Annotated in this window: 11 protein-coding genes; 5 read left to right on the top strand and 6 right to left on the bottom strand. The window is 64.7% G+C overall.

Annotation, left to right across the window (positions count from 1 at the left end):
• Positions 1-109 precede the first annotated feature (109 nt).
• Complete coding sequence (ggt, locus tag VK98_RS17840) at positions 110-1,867, bottom strand: gamma-glutamyltransferase (RefSeq protein ID WP_048415298.1); 1,758 nt, start codon at positions 1,865-1,867, stop codon at positions 110-112.
• A gap of 173 nt (positions 1,868-2,040) precedes the next feature.
• On the opposite strand from ggt, the gene VK98_RS17835 reads away from it, so the two are divergent.
• Complete coding sequence (locus tag VK98_RS17835) at positions 2,041-3,660, top strand: methyl-accepting chemotaxis protein (protein WP_048415297.1); 1,620 nt, start codon at positions 2,041-2,043, stop codon at positions 3,658-3,660.
• A gap of 329 nt (positions 3,661-3,989) precedes the next feature.
• Positions 3,990-5,609: a methyl-accepting chemotaxis protein gene (locus VK98_RS17830; protein ID WP_048415296.1), complete on the top strand. Its 1,620-nt coding sequence runs from the start codon at positions 3,990-3,992 to the stop codon at positions 5,607-5,609.
• Positions 5,610-5,707: 98 nt separating this feature from the next.
• Here the strand turns inward: VK98_RS17830 and VK98_RS17825 are convergent, their stop codons facing one another.
• The 3 genes from VK98_RS17825 to VK98_RS17815 form a co-directional block, all read right to left on the bottom strand.
• Positions 5,708-5,902, bottom strand: a complete 195-nt coding sequence (locus tag VK98_RS17825; protein WP_048415295.1) for a hypothetical protein — start codon at positions 5,900-5,902, stop codon at positions 5,708-5,710.
• Positions 5,903-6,254: 352 nt separating this feature from the next.
• Positions 6,255-6,629, bottom strand: a complete 375-nt coding sequence (locus VK98_RS17820; protein ID WP_048415294.1) for a hypothetical protein — start codon at positions 6,627-6,629, stop codon at positions 6,255-6,257.
• A 428-nt stretch (positions 6,630-7,057) separates the two neighbouring features.
• Positions 7,058-8,704 (bottom strand): methyl-accepting chemotaxis protein, encoded by a 1,647-nt coding sequence (locus tag VK98_RS17815; RefSeq protein WP_053077465.1) that lies wholly within the window; start codon positions 8,702-8,704, stop codon positions 7,058-7,060.
• A 364-nt stretch (positions 8,705-9,068) separates the two neighbouring features.
• On the opposite strand from VK98_RS17815, the gene VK98_RS17810 reads away from it, so the two are divergent.
• Entirely contained in the window at positions 9,069-9,818 is a 750-nt protein-coding gene (locus tag VK98_RS17810; RefSeq protein ID WP_048415293.1) for an endonuclease/exonuclease/phosphatase family protein, read from the top strand.
• A gap of 149 nt (positions 9,819-9,967) precedes the next feature.
• Here VK98_RS17810 and VK98_RS17805 read toward each other — a convergent pair whose 3' ends face one another.
• Together VK98_RS17805 and VK98_RS17800 are read right to left on the bottom strand one after the other, a co-directional pair.
• Positions 9,968-11,713 carry a methyl-accepting chemotaxis protein gene (locus VK98_RS17805; RefSeq protein ID WP_053077464.1) on the bottom strand — a complete coding sequence of 582 codons (1,746 nt, stop codon included), beginning with the start codon at positions 11,711-11,713 and terminating at the stop codon, positions 9,968-9,970.
• A gap of 45 nt (positions 11,714-11,758) precedes the next feature.
• Entirely contained in the window at positions 11,759-13,453 is a 1,695-nt protein-coding gene (locus tag VK98_RS17800) for a methyl-accepting chemotaxis protein (protein WP_053077463.1), read from the bottom strand.
• 159 nt (positions 13,454-13,612) lie between these two features.
• Between VK98_RS17800 and VK98_RS17795 the strand changes: the two genes are divergently transcribed.
• Together VK98_RS17795 and VK98_RS17790 are read left to right on the top strand one after the other, a co-directional pair.
• Positions 13,613-13,918, top strand: a complete 306-nt coding sequence (locus VK98_RS17795) for an STAS domain-containing protein (protein WP_048415292.1) — start codon at positions 13,613-13,615, stop codon at positions 13,916-13,918.
• Positions 13,905-16,004 (top strand): chemotaxis protein CheA, encoded by a 2,100-nt coding sequence (locus VK98_RS17790; RefSeq protein WP_048415291.1) that lies wholly within the window; start codon positions 13,905-13,907, stop codon positions 16,002-16,004. The genes VK98_RS17795 and VK98_RS17790 overlap by 14 nt, the downstream gene beginning before the upstream one ends.
• The last annotated feature ends 15 nt before the right edge of the window (positions 16,005-16,019 follow it).

The following is a 16,019-nucleotide window of genomic DNA, read 5'->3' as shown; positions in this document are numbered from 1 at the left end:
CGGCGGCCTGGTTCGGATGCGTTGTTACATTATGGTTGAGTTTCGATGCCGGTTTATCGCTTTATCGGCCGGCCGGGCGCGTCCTTGAACAGCGCCCGGCCGGCGCGTCTTAATAGCCCATGGTGGCGCCGTCCGGATTGCGTGGGTCGGAATAGCCGTACAAGCCGCCGTCGCGCAGCTGTATGGTCTGGGTCCGGCCCATGCTGGGCTTGACCGCGATCTTGTAACCCTGTTCGCGCAGCAGGCGCAGCGTGTCCGGGCTCAAGCCCTTTTCCACCCGCAATTCATCCGGCAGCCATTGATGGTGGACCCGCGGCGTGGACGCGGCTTCGGCCGGGTTCATGCCGAAATCGATGGCGTTGACGATGGTTTGCAAAGTGGTGGTGATGATGCGCGCGCCGCCCGGGCTGCCGGTGACCAGCCAGGGCTTGCCGTTCTTCAGCACCAGGGTCGGCGACATCGAGGACAGCGGCCGCTTGCCGGCCGCCACCGCGTTGGCGTCGCCGCCGATCAGGCCGAAGGCGTTGGGCACGCCGGGCTTGACGGAGAAGTCGTCCATCTCGTTGTTGAGCAGAATGCCGGTGCCGCCGGCGATGATGCCGCTGCCGAAGTTCAGGTTCAGCGTGTAAGTCACCGCCACCGCGTTGCCCTGCTTGTCCACGATGGAGTAGTGGGTGGTCTGGTCGCTTTCGTAGGGCTGCGGCTTGCCGGGCTTGATCTCGGCGGCGGGGCGGGCCTTGGCCGGGTCTATCGTCGTCGCCAGCTGGTCGGCGTAGCGCTTGGAGGTCAGCCCGGCCTGCGGCACTTTGACGAAGGCCGGGTCGCCCAGGTATTCGGAGCGGTCGGCGTAGGCCAGCTTCATCGCCTCGGCCAGGTAGTGGATGGTTTGCGCGCTGTTGGGGCCGTAGTCGGCCAGCGGGTAGCGTTCCAGCAGGTTCAGGATCTGGACGATGTGGATGCCGCCGGAGCTGGGCGGTGGCATCGACACCACCTGGTAGCCGCGGTAGCTGCCGCTGACCGGCGCGCGCTCCTCCACCTTGTAGCCGGCCAGGTCTTTCTTGTCGATCAGGCCGCCGTGGCGCGCCATCTCCGCCACGATCTTGTCGGCGATGCTGCCCTGGTAGAACGCCTTGGGCCCTTGTTGCGCGATCAGGCGCAGCGATTTGCCCAGGTCGCGCTGCACCAGCTTCTCGCCGGCGCGCAGCGGGCGGCCGTCGCGGAAGAACACCGCCCGGCTGCTGTCCCAGCGGCCCAGATTGTCTTTTTCCACTTCCAGCATTTCGGCCAGCGTTTGCGATACCGCGAAGCCTTGCTCCGCCAGCTTCACCGCCGGCGCGATCACCTTGGCCAGCGGCAGGCTGCCCCAGCGCTGCTGGGCGTGGGCCAGGCCGGCCACGGTGCCGGGCACGCCCACCGCCAGGTGGGTGTACAGCGAACGGCCGTCAACCACCTTGCCCTGGGCGTCCAGATACATGTCGCGGCCGGCCTTGGCCGGTGCGATTTCGCGGAAATCCAGCGCAATGTTGCGGCCGCTCTTGGCGTCGTGCAGCACCATGAAGCCGCCGCCGCCCAGATTGCCGGCGTTGGGCAGGGTCACCGCCAGCGCAAAGCCCACCGCCACCGCGGCGTCCACCGCGTTGCCGCCCTGGCGCAGGATGTCCAGCCCCACCTGGGTGGCCAGGCCCTGTTCGGTGGCCACCATGCCGTTGCGGGCGTAGACCGGGTGGAACACATCGTAGTCGTAATCGTATTTGACCTGGGGCGCCGCCAGCGGGCTCAGCGCCAGCGCCGGGGCGTTGAAGCCCAGGCTCAGGCTCAGGGCCAGCGCGCTCAGCAGCAGGCTTGGGCGGGAACGGAATGAGGACATGGTGATTCTCCTTTGTACTTGGCGTTTTATGAATGTTGTGATTGCGAGGACATTCTACGGTGTCAGCTCCGCTTCGCAAAAGCCTGATTTTAAATGCCAAATGATTTGAAAATACCGTGCGGCCACGCCTATAAAGAATCGAGTTTCATAAGTCATGAACCTAGGGGGCTACCATGAGCATATCCCAACGCTTGCTGCTGACCTTGGCGGTTGCCTTGCTCGGCTTGTTCATTGTGGGCAGCTACGGGCTGTTCCAGCTGCATCGGGCCAATGAGCGCTTCGATTATCTGCAGGCCAACACTTTCCCCAGCATCCACACCCTGGACCAGGCCTTGCAGGCGCAAACCGATATGCGGGTGCTGACTTACCGTCACGGCATCAGCGAAGACCCCAAGGTCAAGGCCGACATCGAGGCCAGCATCGCGCAGCTGGACAAGCAGATGGACACGGCGCTGGACCATTACCAGAAAGACCTGGTTTCCGACGACGAAGACCGGCGGATGATAGAAAAGGACCGCGCGGACATCCGCGTCTACCGCCAGCAGCGCGACGCGGTGTTCAAGATCTCGCGCGAGCAGCCGGCGGAAGCCACGCGGCGGGAGCTGGTGGGTGGCCCGTTGCTGGCCACCGCCAAGACCGTGGTCAAGGACATCAAGGAACACATTGAATTCAATTACGGCCTGGCCAAGAAATTGTCCGCCGACAACGCCGTGGTCTACGAGCAGGCGCTGATCTCCTCGCTGGTGGTGATCGTGGGCGCCCTGATCCTCAGCGGCGCGCTGGGCTTCGCCTTGTTCCGCAGCATCCGCAGCAGCCTGAGCCAGATAGGCGAAACCCTGGACCAGGTCAGCGCCAGCAAGGACTTCCGCCTGCGCGCCAAGATCTTGCGCAAGGACGAGATCGGCCGTACCGCCGCCGCCTTCAACCACTTGCTGGACGATTTGCAGCACAGCTTCCGCGGCATACGCGACAACATCTCCGAAATCGACAAAGCCACCTCCGGCCTGGCGGCCAACACCAATCAGATCGCGCGCAGCTCCGAGGTGCAGAGCGAATCCGCCGGGGCGATGGCGGCGGCGGTGGAGCAGATGACGGTGAGCATCAACCACGTGGCCGACAACGCGGTGGAGGCGCGCACCCAGGCGCAGCAGGCCGGCAGCATGGCCAACGAGGGCGGGCAGGTGATCTCCGCCACCGTGCTGGGCATTTCCGAGGTGGCGGGCGCGATTACCGACGCTTCCCAGCGCATCGGGCAGTTGAAGGACGACAGCGCCACCATCGCCTCGGTGATGGGGGTGATCAAGGACATCGCCGATCAGACCAATCTCTTGGCCTTGAACGCGGCGATCGAGGCGGCGCGCGCCGGCGAAACTGGCCGCGGCTTCGCGGTGGTGGCGGACGAGGTGCGCAAGCTGGCCGAGCGCACCGCCAGCTCCACCACGGAGATCGGCGCCATCATCAACAAGATGCAAAGCAGCACGATGGAAGCGGTGCAGAGCATGGAAAAAGTGGTGGAGCAGGTGCACCAGGAAACCGACAACGCCCGCGAAGCCAGCAGCGTGATAGAGAAGATCCAGGACAGCAGCGGCCAGGCGATGGAGCTGGTCAAGGACATCTCCGGCAGCATCAACGAGCAAAGCAGCGCCAGCAACACCATTGCCCAGAAAGTGGAGCAGATCGCGCAGATGGCGGAGGAGAACGCGTCCGCCTCCAGCGCCTCGGCGGACGCGGCGGAGCAATTGCAGCAGCAGGCGAAAAACATCCTGAACACCGTGACCCAGTACCAGGTGTAAGCACCTGTTCAAAATCTGATGCGTTTTGTCTCGCTCTTGCTCGCGAGACTTTGAACAGGCTCTAAGAGCCTGTTTACGATCTCGCGAGCTAAGGCGAGACAAGGCGAAAACCCCTGATGCTGCGTTGCACCGACTTGCCGTTCAAGTGCTGCCTGCGTCGGCGCGCCTTGCCTCAGACGTGAAACTGACTTTTGTTAGCCGCTCAAAGGCCGCGCCGCAGCGGGGTTTATACGCTTAATAGATATTCTTACTTAGAACTTTCTACTGTTTTCCGACTGCGCCTATAACAAAGCTAGATGTGGTATCGGGCGAAGACACGGAGAATAAGGATGAATATCTCACAGCGGCTCATGCTGACCTTGATGGTGGCCATGTTGGCCTTGATCGGCGTCGGCAGTTACGGCTTGTGGCAGTTGCACAGCGCCAATGAACGATTCAATTATTTGAAGAACAACACCTTTCCCAGCATTCAGGCGCTGGACAAGGGCTTGCTGGCCTTGACCAAGATGCGGGTGGCGGCGTACCGCCACGGCATCGCCGCCGACGCCAAGAGCAAGACGGACGCCGAAACGCAGATCTCCGAAGGCGACAAGGCGCTGGATCAGGTACTGGACGCTTACGAAAAGGACTTATTGTCCAACGACGCCGACCGCAAACTGTTGCAGCAAGACCGGGCGGATCTGCAAGCCTACCGCGGCCATCGCGACGGCTTTTTGAAAGCCTCGCGCGAGCATCCGGGCGCGGCGACGCAGGCAATGCTGGTGACGGGGCCGATACCGGAGTCCGCCAAGGCCTTGGCCAAGGACCTCAACGACCATATCGACTTCAACTACGGCATGGCGGACAGCCTGTCCAAGGACAACGCCGCCGCTTACAGCATGGCCTTCGGCAGCTCGGTGGCGGTGATCGCCGCCTGTCTGCTGTTGAGCGGCGGCCTGGGCTGGCTGCTGTTCAGCCACATCCGCCTGAGCCTGAACCAGATACGCTCCACCATGTTCCGGGTGAATCAGCACAAAGACTTCACCTTGCGCGCGCCGGTGGGGCGCATGGACGAGGTAGGGGAAACCGCCACCGCCTTCAATCAGTTGCTGGAGAACTTGCAACGCAGCTTCCGCGAAATCCGCGACAGCATCGGCTCCATCGACGGCGCGATGTCCGGCCTGGCCAACAATACCCATGAGATTGCCCGTAGTTCTGAAATGCAAAGCGAGTCCGCCGCGGCGATGGCGGCGGCGGTGGAACAGATGACGGTGAGCATCAACCATGTCGCCTCCAGCGCGGTGGAAGCGCGCGGCCAGTCGCAGCAGGCCGGAGAGATGGCGACCGAGGGCGGCCAGGTGATTTCCGCCACCGTGCGCGGCATCACCGAGGTGGCCGGCGCGATTACCGACGCCGCGCAGCGCATTGGGCAGTTGAAGGAAGACAGCGCCACCATCGCCTCGGTGATGGGGGTGATCAAGGACATCGCGGATCAGACCAATCTCTTGGCGCTGAACGCGGCGATCGAGGCGGCGCGCGCCGGCGAGATGGGCCGCGGCTTCGCCGTGGTGGCGGACGAGGTGCGCAAGCTGGCCGAGCGCACCGCCAGCTCCACCACGGAAATCGCCAACATCATCAACAAAATGCAAAGCAGCACGCTGGAAGCGGTGCAAAGCATGGAGAAAGTGGTGGATCAGGTGCACCAGGAAACCGCCAACACCCGCGCCGCCAACGACGCCATCGACGGCATACGGGACAGCAGCGGCAAGGCGATGGAATTGGTGCGCGACATCTCCAACAGCATCGCCGAGCAGAGCGTGGCCAGCAACACCATTGCCCAGCGCGTGGAACAGATCGCCCAGATGGCGGAGGAAAACTCCTCGGCGTCCAGCGGCTCGGCGGACGCCGCCGGGCAGCTGAGCCAGCAGGCGCGGGTGATCTTGCAGACGGTGTCGGCCTATCAGGTGTGATCGTCAGGCCGGAATGCGGAAAGGCGGCGCGGCGTAAACGCCGACGGCCGCCTTTCTGCGCGCAGGCTCAAGGACTTGAGCCGCCGCGGGGGGAAGGCTTATTCAGCCTGTTGCTTGTCCGCCTTGTCTTTCTTGGCGCGCTTCCGCTCTTTTTGCTTGGCCGGCTTGTCGGTCATCGGGTGCTTCAGCACCTTGGCGGCCAGCTTCCTGGCTGATTTGGTCGCCTTCTTCTGCCCGCGCACCTTGTCGGCCAGCGCCGCCAGTTTCTTGGCGGCGCGCTTGCTTTTAGCCATTTGACTCTCCTTTACGGATTGATGAATCGAAACCCCATGGTAAGGCGCGGGGCGGAATGCGCACCGGGCCTTTCTGGCCGTTGACGGATGGGATTTGAGCGGGAAAGCAGCTGGGGCGCGGGGCGGGGGGATGAAAACGACAAGCATTCCGGCTGGGCGAGTCACCCGCCTGTGGTTTTTATCCGGCACCAAGAGGGAGGGTGAATGGATCAAACAGGTGACTCGCGCAGCCGCCTTGCCAGCGTAAGCGCGGACAAGGATTGCAGGCTTTGTACCATAGATTGCCCACGCCAGCCATTGCCACAATCCCCAAAACCGCCCGGACGCAGGCCGTCCGGGCGCGTTTTGCGGCTCAGGACGGCCCGGCTTGCGCCTCGGCGTCGGACTCGTGCATGCGGATGCTGACGGCGATCAGCACTTCCAGATGGTCGAAGAAACCGGCCCAGGCGCCGCGCTGCGGGCTGAAGTCGAACAAGTTCATATCGTGAACAATGCGGCTGAGCAGGCCGTGGCCGGCGTGGTCCGGGTGCTGGCGGAACAGATCAACCAGCGCGCGGCCATGGCGCTCGCCCAGCGCGTAAGCCTCCGGGAAGTCTCGACAGCGCGGCAGCCGCCAGTAATGCGGATGGCTGCGGTCTTGCGAGGGGCCGACAAAGGGCAGTTTGGCTTCGCGGGCCTCCAGCAGGCGGTAGAAGGCGCGCAGTTCATCTTTTTTGGATTCACTCATCGCGGGCCTCCTGTTGGGAGCAGGCCGGCGTCGGCGCGGGGAAGGACGGGGATGCGCGGCGGGGTAAGCGCCTAAAGGATTTCAACATTGCAACCTCCTCAAGCTAATGCCGGCCAGGCCGCGGGGCGCGGCTAGGCGGGCGCATGACAAGGTTGGACTACCGGGAGATCGTTCAAAGACCGGCGCACCGTGAGGTGCCCTCGCCACGGCCCGCCCGAATAGGCAAAGCAATAGCGAGGCAGAGCGCGGGGAGGCCGCGGTCTGCCAAAACGATCTCAAGGTCGGGAGTCCAAGCCCGAGCGCCGCAATTGCAGCGGCGCGGGGCTATTGTTGGCGAGGCGGGCCGGCGCTGTCAATCAAGGACCGGCAAGGGTGAAAAAAAACCGCCCCGCGGACCAGGCCGAGGGGCGGGGGATGAAGCCTGTGAATTACAGCTTGAAGGCGAGGGTAGTTTGTTGCAACCGCTCCGCCACCACCGCCAGTTCGCGGGTGGCTTGCGAGAACACATCCACCGCAATGCCGTTTTCCTTGGACATCTGGGCGATGGCCTCCACGCGGCCGGCCAGGTCGGTGCTGGCCTGACGTTGCTCCTGCATCGCCATGGCGATGTCGCTGATGGCGCCCACCACGCCTTCCGCGCTTTCCTCCACCGAGCTGATGGTGGTGGACACGTGTTCCGACGATTCCACCACCTGGCTGACGATGTGGCGGCTATTGCGCATGCTGTCCACCGCTTCCCTGGCCCCGGCCTGGATCTTGGCGATCATCTGGGTGATTTCGGTGGCGGAACCGGTGGTGCGCTCGGCCAGCTTGCGCACCTCGTCGGCCACCACGGCGAAGCCGCGGCCCTGTTCGCCGGCGCGCGCGGCCTCGATGGCGGCGTTGAGCGCCAGCAGATTGGTCTGATCGGCCACTTCCTTGATCACGGTGGCGATGCTGCTGATCATCTGCGCCTGCTCGGACAGGGATTCCAGATTGTTGGCGGAGGCGGCCACGCTGTCGTTGACCTTGCGCACCTGCTGGGTGGAGTCCTGCACTTCCTTATTGCCTATCTTGGCCTGGCTGCCGGCTTCGCTGGCCTGGGAGTCCGCCAGCGAGGCGTTGTTGGAGCATTGGTCGATGCTGACGGTCAGTTCCTCGATCGAGGCGGCGGCGCTGGAGGTGGCGTTGACCTGCTGGCCGATGCTGGCGCTGACTTGCTCGGTGGAGGCCGCCAGTTCCTCGGCGGTGGCGGCCACGCTGGAGGCGGAGTTGATGATGTCGCCCACGGTGACGCGCAGTTTTTTCTGGGTGTCTGACAGGGATTGCATCATCTGGGCCACTTCGTCCTTGCCCTGTACTTCGATGGTGCCGGTCAGGTCGCCGTTGCCCAGCAGGAACAGCGCTTCCATGCCTTTTTTCAGGCTGCCGACAATGCCGTTCTGTATCATCACGCCCAGCGCCAGCAGCACGATCACGGCGATCACCAGCACGGTGACGACGGTGTTGCGCGCCTTCTCGTATTTGGCGGCGGCGTCTTTCAGCGCCTGGTCGGCCAGCTTGACGTTGATGTCCACGATCTGGCTCATGATGTCGTCGACCGCCTGGAATTTGGGCCGGCATTCCTTGGCCATCAGTTCCAGCGCCTTCTTGTTGTTGGCGCCGTCGCCGGTGTCGCTGTAGCTGAGGTCGCGCACTTTCTTGCAGGCATCTTCCATCACCGGCCAGGCGGCGTCAAAGCGCTTGAGCGCGTCCACTTCCGGCTGCGAGAGTTCTGTCTTGCGGTAAAGCTCCAACAGCCGGTTCATTTCCGCCACGTATTTGCCGCGATTGATGGTGACCTGATCCATCTGCTTTTTCTCGGTCTCGGCGATGAAGCGGTAGTCGGAGCGGCTGGCGTAGATGGCGTACTGATTGGCCACCGCCACCCAGTTGACCGGCATCAGCTGGTTGGCGTGCATGCTGAGAGTAAGCTGGTTCATTTCCGCGGTGCTGCTGACGCCCACCACCCCAATGGCCACGCTGGCCAGCACGCCCAACACGATCAGGCCGAAAATCTTGACCTTGATGCTGAACTGCGCAAGAAAGTTTCCCATCGCTCGCTCCCTAACTTCCGCCGATAACCACGCATTGTTTTCTAGCTACTGTTATAAGTGTGTAGTGCAGCTGTATTCATCTTGCAATGACTGATATCGGAAATTTTGCAGACGGGCAGTTCTGATTAGGTTGATGATTTTTCAGCTGAAGACAAACGGCGGCGGGGCGGAGATTGAAATTGCGCCGTCAGCGCTTATCTTTGAAACTGAGGCGTTTTCCGGCGACGGACGGCGGAGGCGGGGAACGAGGCTCGCGGCCTATGGTCTGAGCTAGCTTGTTCACGGGGCAGTTGAAGCGGCCGGCGACGCCGGCGGCTCACGAAAGCGGCGGGCGTCCAGCCCGCCCGATAAAGAAGCGCATCGCATGAAAGCCATTACCGTAGCCACTTACAACATCCACAAGGGCATGTCGCCGCTGAACCGCCATGTGCGGCTGGGCGATATGGCCTCCGCGCTGGAGTCCATAGACGCCGACGTGCTGTTCTTGCAGGAGGTGCAGGGCAAGAACATCGAGCGCGCCTTGCAGCACGCCAGCTGGCCCAAGCTGCCGCAGCATCATTTCCTGGCGCGCCGGCTGGACCACAAGGCGGCTTACGGCCTGAACGCGGCCTATGAGCACGGCCACCACGGCAACGCCTTGCTGACGCGTTTTCCCATCAACACCTGGTGCAACCGCGACATCTCGGTCAACCGCTTCGAGAACCGCGGCCTGCTGCATTGCCAGCTGACGCCGGCGGGCTGGAAGCGCCCGGTGGTGACCTTGTGCGGCCATTTCAATCTGCTGGCGCGGGACCGGCGCAAGCAGTACCTGGACCTGGCGCGCTATGTGCGCGAGAACGTGCCGGCGGACGCGCCGCTGATCCTGGCCGGCGATTTCAACGACTGGCGCGAGGAGGCCACCGATCAGCTGATGGACAGCCTGGGCCTGGTGGAGGTGTTCGATCAGCTGTTCGGCCGCCATGCGCGCAGCTTCCCGGCGCGGATGCCGATGCTGCCGCTGGACCGGATCTATGTGCGCGGGCTGAAGCCGCTGGAGGCGGAGGTGTTGAAGGGCGCGCCGTGGTCGCGGCTGTCCGATCATTTGCCCTTGTCCGCCAGCCTGGCGCCGATTTGAAGGCCAGATCTTAAAGCCGTTTTTCAGCCGTTTACGCCGCTCCCTATGTGTCTCAGTCCACATTCAAAATACTGGAAAAGATCGTAAACAGAGGATAAAAGCAGCAGGGCTCCGCATTGCGGAGCCCTGCTGCTTTGTCACGGACCGGTTTAGAGGTGGAAGCGCTCCACCACGTTCTTCAGCTTGCTGGCGTGGCCGTTCAGCTCGCTGAGGGTGGCGCTGGCGCCTTGCGCCACTTCCGAGGTGCTGCGGGTCATGCCGTTGATGTGCTCGGTGGTGTGGGCGATGTTGCCGACGGCGGTGGATTGCTCGCGGGTGGCGTGGGTGATCTGGGTGAAGGTGTCCACCACCTGCCGCATCAGGCCGCCGATGTTTTCGATCTCGCTGGCCGCGCCCTGGGCCAGGTCCACGCTCTGGTCCACGGTGGAGCGAGCCTGCTGCATGCTGGCGACGGTGCCGGCGGTTTGCTGGCGCATGCCCTGGGTCATGCTGGTGATTTCAGTGGTGGCCTGGGCGGTGCGCTCGGCCAGCTTGCGCACTTCGTCCGCCACCACCGCGAAGCCGCGGCCCATTTCGCCGGCGCGCGCCGCTTCGATCGCCGCGTTGAGCGCCAGCAGATTGGTCTGATCGGCGATGTCCTTGATCACGTTGACGATGGAGCTGATTTCCTCGGAGCGGGTGCCCAGTGAGTTCAGGGTGTCGCTGAGGGTGGTCATGGCCTGGGACAGCTTGCCCACCTCGGCGGACACCTGATGCACCGCCTGGCGGCCGCGTTCGGCGCTGCTGTTGGCCTGGCCGATGATGGCGTTGGCGTCCGCGGTGGTGTCGGCGACGTGGGTGACGCTGACGGTGATCTGTTCAATGGTGGCGGCGCTGGAGCTGATGGCCTGATTGACCTGGTCCGCGTCTTCGCTGATGCGGCTGGTGGTCTGGTGCAGCGAGCCTACGGCGCTGACCAGCTGGCCGGCGTTGTTGTTGACTTCGCCTATCAGCCGGCGCAGCCGCTGGTTCATCACGCCGATCTGGCCCAGCGCGCTGGCTTCCGGCGCCTTGGGCACGTCCACCGCCAGGTTGCCGGAGGCGATTTCCTGCAGCACGCCTTCGATGTCGGTGACCGAGCCGCCCAGCTGGGTGTGGATCTGGCGGCGGCCCAGCAGGATCAGCAGCAGGATTTCGCCCACCAGCAGCACGATGGCGGTGAGGAATTGCAGCTGGGCGCCGGACAGCCTGTCCTTGGCCTGCGCCAGCGCGGCGTTGGTGCGCTGGTCCAGCAGCACGAAGAAGTCGTCGATGGGCTTCATGATCTGGGCTTTGAACTGGTGGTATTCCTTGCTGTGCACCAGCTTGCGCGCCAGTTCCATGTCAGGCTGGCCGCTGACGGTGTACTGACCCTGGGCGTCGGCGAACTTGCCCTTGACCGCGTTCATCGCCCGCACTTCCAGATTGACCAGGCCGTCGGAATTGGCCTGCGCCTCCTTGAGCTTGGCGAATTCGGCGTCGGTGAAGCCGGCTTGTTGCATCAGGGTTTGCAAGGGCACGGTTTCGCTGTCCGGCCTGGGCTTGTCCTGGCCGGCGGCGACGAAGTCCCAGTAGATGCGGTTGTATTCCTGCGGGCGCGGCGCCTTGCCGTTGCGAATGTCCAGCACGCGGTTGTATTGCTGCTCATAGCTGGGGTCGCCGGTGACGACGTAGGTGCGGCCCAGCCGGGTCAAATCGTCCGAGCTTTGCCGCAGTTCCGAGGCCAGCAGGTAGGAGTGGTAGCGGCTCTCGCTGGCGGCGCTCATCACGTCCACCGCCTGGCGCATGGAGACGAAGGTGTAGATCACGCCGATGAAGGTGAGCGCGATGAGAATCAGCAGGCCGGTGATGGCTTGGTTGGCGCGAAAGTTTTTCATGGGGAGAAGTCCTCACAGTGCGGCTTGAGATGGGGTAAAGGCCGGTCAATGACGGGGTCCATGGCCCGCGGGGACGCGGCCGGCGGCGCTGGTTTCTCCTCTGGTCGGGGGAGCGGGAGCGGCATGGAAACGCTGGATCTGGGCATGCACTTGGTCCGCGTGGCCGCGGCTGTCCGCCGAGATGGCGGCGAGTTCTTCCACCAGGCCGGCGTTTTGTCGGGTGGCGGCGCTCAATTGCTGGATGGTGAGATTGATCAGGCCGACGCCTTGCGCTTGTTCGTTGGCGGCGACGGCGATTTCCCGGATCAGGCTGGCGGTTCTGCCGCTGGAGGACACGATGGCGGCCAGTTGCGCGCCGGCCTGGCCGGCGAGCTGGACCCCGCTGGCGGTCATGCCGCTGATCTCGCGGGCGGCCACTTGGCTGCGTTCCGCCAGCTTGCGCACTTCCTGGGCCACGACGGTGAAGCCGCTGCCTTGCTTGCCGGCGCGGGCGGCCTCGATGGCGGCGTTGAGCGCCAGCAGATTGGTCTGATAGGCGATGTCGTCTATCACCGAGATGTGGTCGGCGATGCGCTGCATGCCCTGCACGGTGCGTTCGACGATTTCGCCGCCCCGGCGCGCGTCGTCCGCCGCCTGCATGGCCATGGTTTCGGTCAGCTTGGCGTTGTCGCTGCTCTGGCTGATGGCGGAGGAGATCTGTTCCAGCGAACCGGCGGCCTCGGCCAGGCCGGCGGCTTGTCCGTTGGTGTTGAGGGACAGCTGCTGCGAGCTGTGGTTGATCTGCGCGGACAGCATCGACAGATGGCCGGCGCCGCGCTGAGAGTCCGCGATGGCGCGGCTGAGCGTGGAGACGGTCTGGAGCATGGCTTCCGCCAAGCTGCCGGCCGGGTAGCCGCCGGGCGGCGCGGCGGCGGCGAGGTCGCCGGCGGCCACCGCCCGCATCTGGCGGGTGACGCGCAGCGGCTCGTCGCCCAGCATGGCGAACAGCCGGCGGTAGAGGGTCCAGAACAGCAGCAGGCCCAGCGCGCAGCCGGCCAGCATCAGCGCGATGACGACGGCCAGCCATTGCCCGGCCTGAGCGCGGGCCTGGGCGACGGCCTGATTGGTGCGCTGTTCCATCAACTGGTAGAAGGCGTCCACCGGCTGCATGATGGCGGCCTTGTCCAAGTGGTATTGGCGGTCGTGCAGGATGCGGCGGGACAGCGCCGGATCGGGCGGGCCTAGTCGGCTGAAGCCGCCCTGGCCGTCGGCGAAGCGGCCTTTCATCGCGTTCATGGCCACGGTTTCGGTGTTGACCAGCCGGTCTGAGTTGGCCTGCGCTTCCTTGAGCTTGGCGAATTCGGCGTCGCTGAAGCCGGCCTGCCGCATCAGCTGTTGCAGCGGCACGGCGGGGCCGTCCGGCTGCGGCTTGCTGTCGTTGGCGGCCAGGAAGTCCCAGTAGATGCGGTTGTAGTGCAGGGGGCGCGGCTGCTGGCCGTTGCGTATCGCCAGCACGGTCCAGTATTGCCGTTCATAGCGCGGGTCCGCGGTTTCCGCGTAGGTGCGGACCAGACGGGTGAGGTCGTCCGAGCTTTGCCTCAGCTCATTGGCCAGCAGATAGCTTTGAGTGCGCTGCGCTTCCGCTTGGGCCTGCAGGTCCAGCTCGTGGCGCAGGCGCAGCGTGCAGAGCAGAAGCAGCAGCAAGAGCAGGGCGAAAACGCCGGCGCCGGCCGTCAACAGGGATTTGATGCTCAGTTTCATAGGCCTCCCGCCATGCCGCTGTTGCCGTGCCCGCGCCGCCGTCGGCCGGTCCTGCTTACTGTTTTTTATAAAACAATCCGTTTCTTGACTACTTTTAGTGTTGACACTTAAGTAAAAACAGCGAGTTAACGCCCCGTCGGCGTTTGATCTGGGGACGGAATGGCATTGCATGTTGAAACCGGCGAGGGCTGGACCAGGGCCAGCCTGAGCGGAGAACTGAGCATTTACACGGCGGAGCAGCTGAAGGGCGAGTTGTTGCCGCTGCTGGAACACGAGGCGGTGTCGCTGAGCTTCGCCGAGGTGACGGAGGTGGACGGCTGCGCCTTGCAGTTGCTGCTGGCCTTTGGCCGGCAGCTGCGGCGGCTGGAGCTGCTGGCGGACAATCCCATGGTCAGCGAGGCTTTCCAGTTGCTGGGCGTGACGCTGACCGCGCCGCCGTCGGGAGGCGAGGATGGACTGGAGTAAGGCCAGGGCGATTTTCCTTGAGGAGTCCCGCGAGTTGTGCGATGCGCTGGAAGGCGCGCTGCTGGACCCGACGGCCTTTCCCGCCGACGCGGAGACCTTCAACCTGCTGCTGCGCACCGCGCACACCATCAAGGGCTCGGCCGGCACTTTCGGCTTCGACGCGCTGGTGGCCTTCGCCCATGCGATGGAAAGCGTGCTGGAGCGGCTGCGCGGCGGCAAGATCGCGCTGGGCGACGATCTGGTCAGCCTGCTGTTGAGCTGCAACGATCATTTGCGGCGGATGCTGGAGGCGGTGGAGGCGTCGGCGCTGGACGCGGAGCCGGCCTGGCCGGACGGAGCGCCGCTGTTGCAGCGCCTGCAGCTGTTCTTGCTGGACGAGGCGGCGTGCGCGGTGGCCGGCGAGGACGCGCTGGACGCCGCCGCCACGCCGCTGTGGCAGTTGTCGCTGCGTTTTTATCCGGATTTGTTCCGCGACGGCTTCGATCCCTTGTCCTGCCTGCGTTTCCTCGGCCAACTGGGCGTGCTGCGCGAGGTGGAGCTGGTGTGGCCGCCGCTGCCGCCCTTCGCCGAGCTGGAGCCGACGGATTGCCTGATCGGCCTGGAGTTGAGCCTGGAGTCCGCGGCCAGCCTGGAGCAGGTGCGCGACGTTTTCGAATTCGTCGCGGAGGGCAGCCTGCTGGGCATTCTGCCGCCGCGCGCGCCGCTGGCGGCGTTCCGCTCGCTGGCGGAGCGCCTGGGCGAATCGATAGAGCCGCAGCTGTCGCGTTGGCTGGCGCGCGGCGCCTTGACGGCGGCGGAGGCGGAACGGGTGCGCGAGGCGCCCTGGCTGGCGCGGCCGGGCGGCGGGGCAGCGGGCGAGCCGGGCGCGGCGGCGGGACGGCCGACGCGCGGCGACAGTCACTATATCCGGGTGGAGGCCGGCAAGCTGGACCGGCTGATCAACCGGGTGGGCGAGCTGGTGATCGCCTCCGCCGGCACCAAATTGATTGCGCAGAACCGCTGCGACGCGGAACTGCTGGAGTCGGTGGCCATCATCAACACCCTGGTGGAGAGCATACGCGACGACGCGCTGACCTTGCGCATGGTGCCGGTGGACGAGGTGTTCTGCCGCTTTCCGCGCATGGTGCGCGAGGTGTCGCGGCAGCTGGGCAAATCGATACAGCTGGCGATTCACGGCGCGGACACCGAGATAGACAAATCCATGGTGGAGCGGCTGACCGACCCGCTGATGCACCTGGTGCGCAACGCGGTGGACCACGGGCTGGAGACGGCGGCGGAGCGGCGGGAGGCCGGCAAGTCGGAAACGGGCAAGGTGGTGCTGAACGCCTTCCACGACGCCGGCTCGGTGGTGGTGGAGATCAAGGACGACGGCCGCGGCATAGACCGCGACAAGGTGCTGGCCAAGGCGCTGGAGCGCGGCCTGCTGAGCGAGGGCCGGCAATTGAGCGAGCAGGAAACCTTGCAGCTGATCTTCCTGCCCGGCTTTTCCACCGCCCACGCCTTGAGCGATCTGTCCGGTCGCGGCATGGGCCTGGACGTGGTGAAGCGCAATATCGAGCTGTTGCGCGGCGAGATCGAAATCTTTTCCCAGCCGGGCCAGGGCACGACTTTCCGGCTGCGGCTGCCGCTGACGCTGGCCATCATCGACGGCTTCCGGGTGGAGGTGAACGATTCCTCGCTGGTGATGCCGCTGGACATGATGATCGAGTGCGTGGACATGCCGGAGGAGGCGATGCGGCAGAACGCGCGCCAGATCAATGTGCGCGGCGACTGGCTGCCCTTCGTGTCCTTGCGCGAGCTGTTCAATCTGCCGCCGGCCACGCGGCCGGAGTACGTGGTGATCGTGCATTACGGGGAAAACCGCGCCGGCGTGGTGGTGGACCGCCTGATGGGCGAGGTGCAGGCGGTGATCAAGCCGCTGGGCGAGATTTTCCGCTCGCTGCGCGGCATCAGCGGCTCCACCATTCTGGGCAACGGCAAGCCGGCGTTGGTGCTGGACATCCCGCAGCTGATCCATCACGCCTGCCGCCGCGAGCGGAAGCGGATTCGTCAGTCCAGCGAGGCTCAGGCCAGCGACGTCATTTAGCGCGCGAATGCGCGC

The organism is Chromobacterium sp. LK11, from assembly GCF_001043705.1.
GTDB classification, from domain to species: domain Bacteria; phylum Pseudomonadota; class Gammaproteobacteria; order Burkholderiales; family Chromobacteriaceae; genus Chromobacterium; species Chromobacterium alkanivorans.
Note: the sequence above shows the minus strand (reverse complement) of the source record. Positions and strands in the feature narration are given on the sequence as shown.

Coding starts and splice junctions, on each gene's coding strand:
- ggt (WP_048415298.1), bottom strand. CDS start 1,867: ATGTCCTCATTCCGTTCCCGCCCAAGCCTGCTGCTGAGCGCGCTGGCC.
- VK98_RS17835 (WP_048415297.1), top strand. CDS start 2,041: ATGAGCATATCCCAACGCTTGCTGCTGACCTTGGCGGTTGCCTTGCTC.
- VK98_RS17830 (WP_048415296.1), top strand. CDS start 3,990: ATGAATATCTCACAGCGGCTCATGCTGACCTTGATGGTGGCCATGTTG.
- VK98_RS17825 (WP_048415295.1), bottom strand. CDS start 5,902: ATGGCTAAAAGCAAGCGCGCCGCCAAGAAACTGGCGGCGCTGGCCGAC.
- VK98_RS17820 (WP_048415294.1), bottom strand. CDS start 6,629: ATGAGTGAATCCAAAAAAGATGAACTGCGCGCCTTCTACCGCCTGCTG.
- VK98_RS17815 (WP_053077465.1), bottom strand. CDS start 8,704: ATGGGAAACTTTCTTGCGCAGTTCAGCATCAAGGTCAAGATTTTCGGC.
- VK98_RS17810 (WP_048415293.1), top strand. CDS start 9,069: ATGAAAGCCATTACCGTAGCCACTTACAACATCCACAAGGGCATGTCG.
- VK98_RS17805 (WP_053077464.1), bottom strand. CDS start 11,713: ATGAAAAACTTTCGCGCCAACCAAGCCATCACCGGCCTGCTGATTCTC.
- VK98_RS17800 (WP_053077463.1), bottom strand. CDS start 13,453: ATGAAACTGAGCATCAAATCCCTGTTGACGGCCGGCGCCGGCGTTTTC.
- VK98_RS17795 (WP_048415292.1), top strand. CDS start 13,613: ATGGCATTGCATGTTGAAACCGGCGAGGGCTGGACCAGGGCCAGCCTG.
- VK98_RS17790 (WP_048415291.1), top strand. CDS start 13,905: ATGGACTGGAGTAAGGCCAGGGCGATTTTCCTTGAGGAGTCCCGCGAG.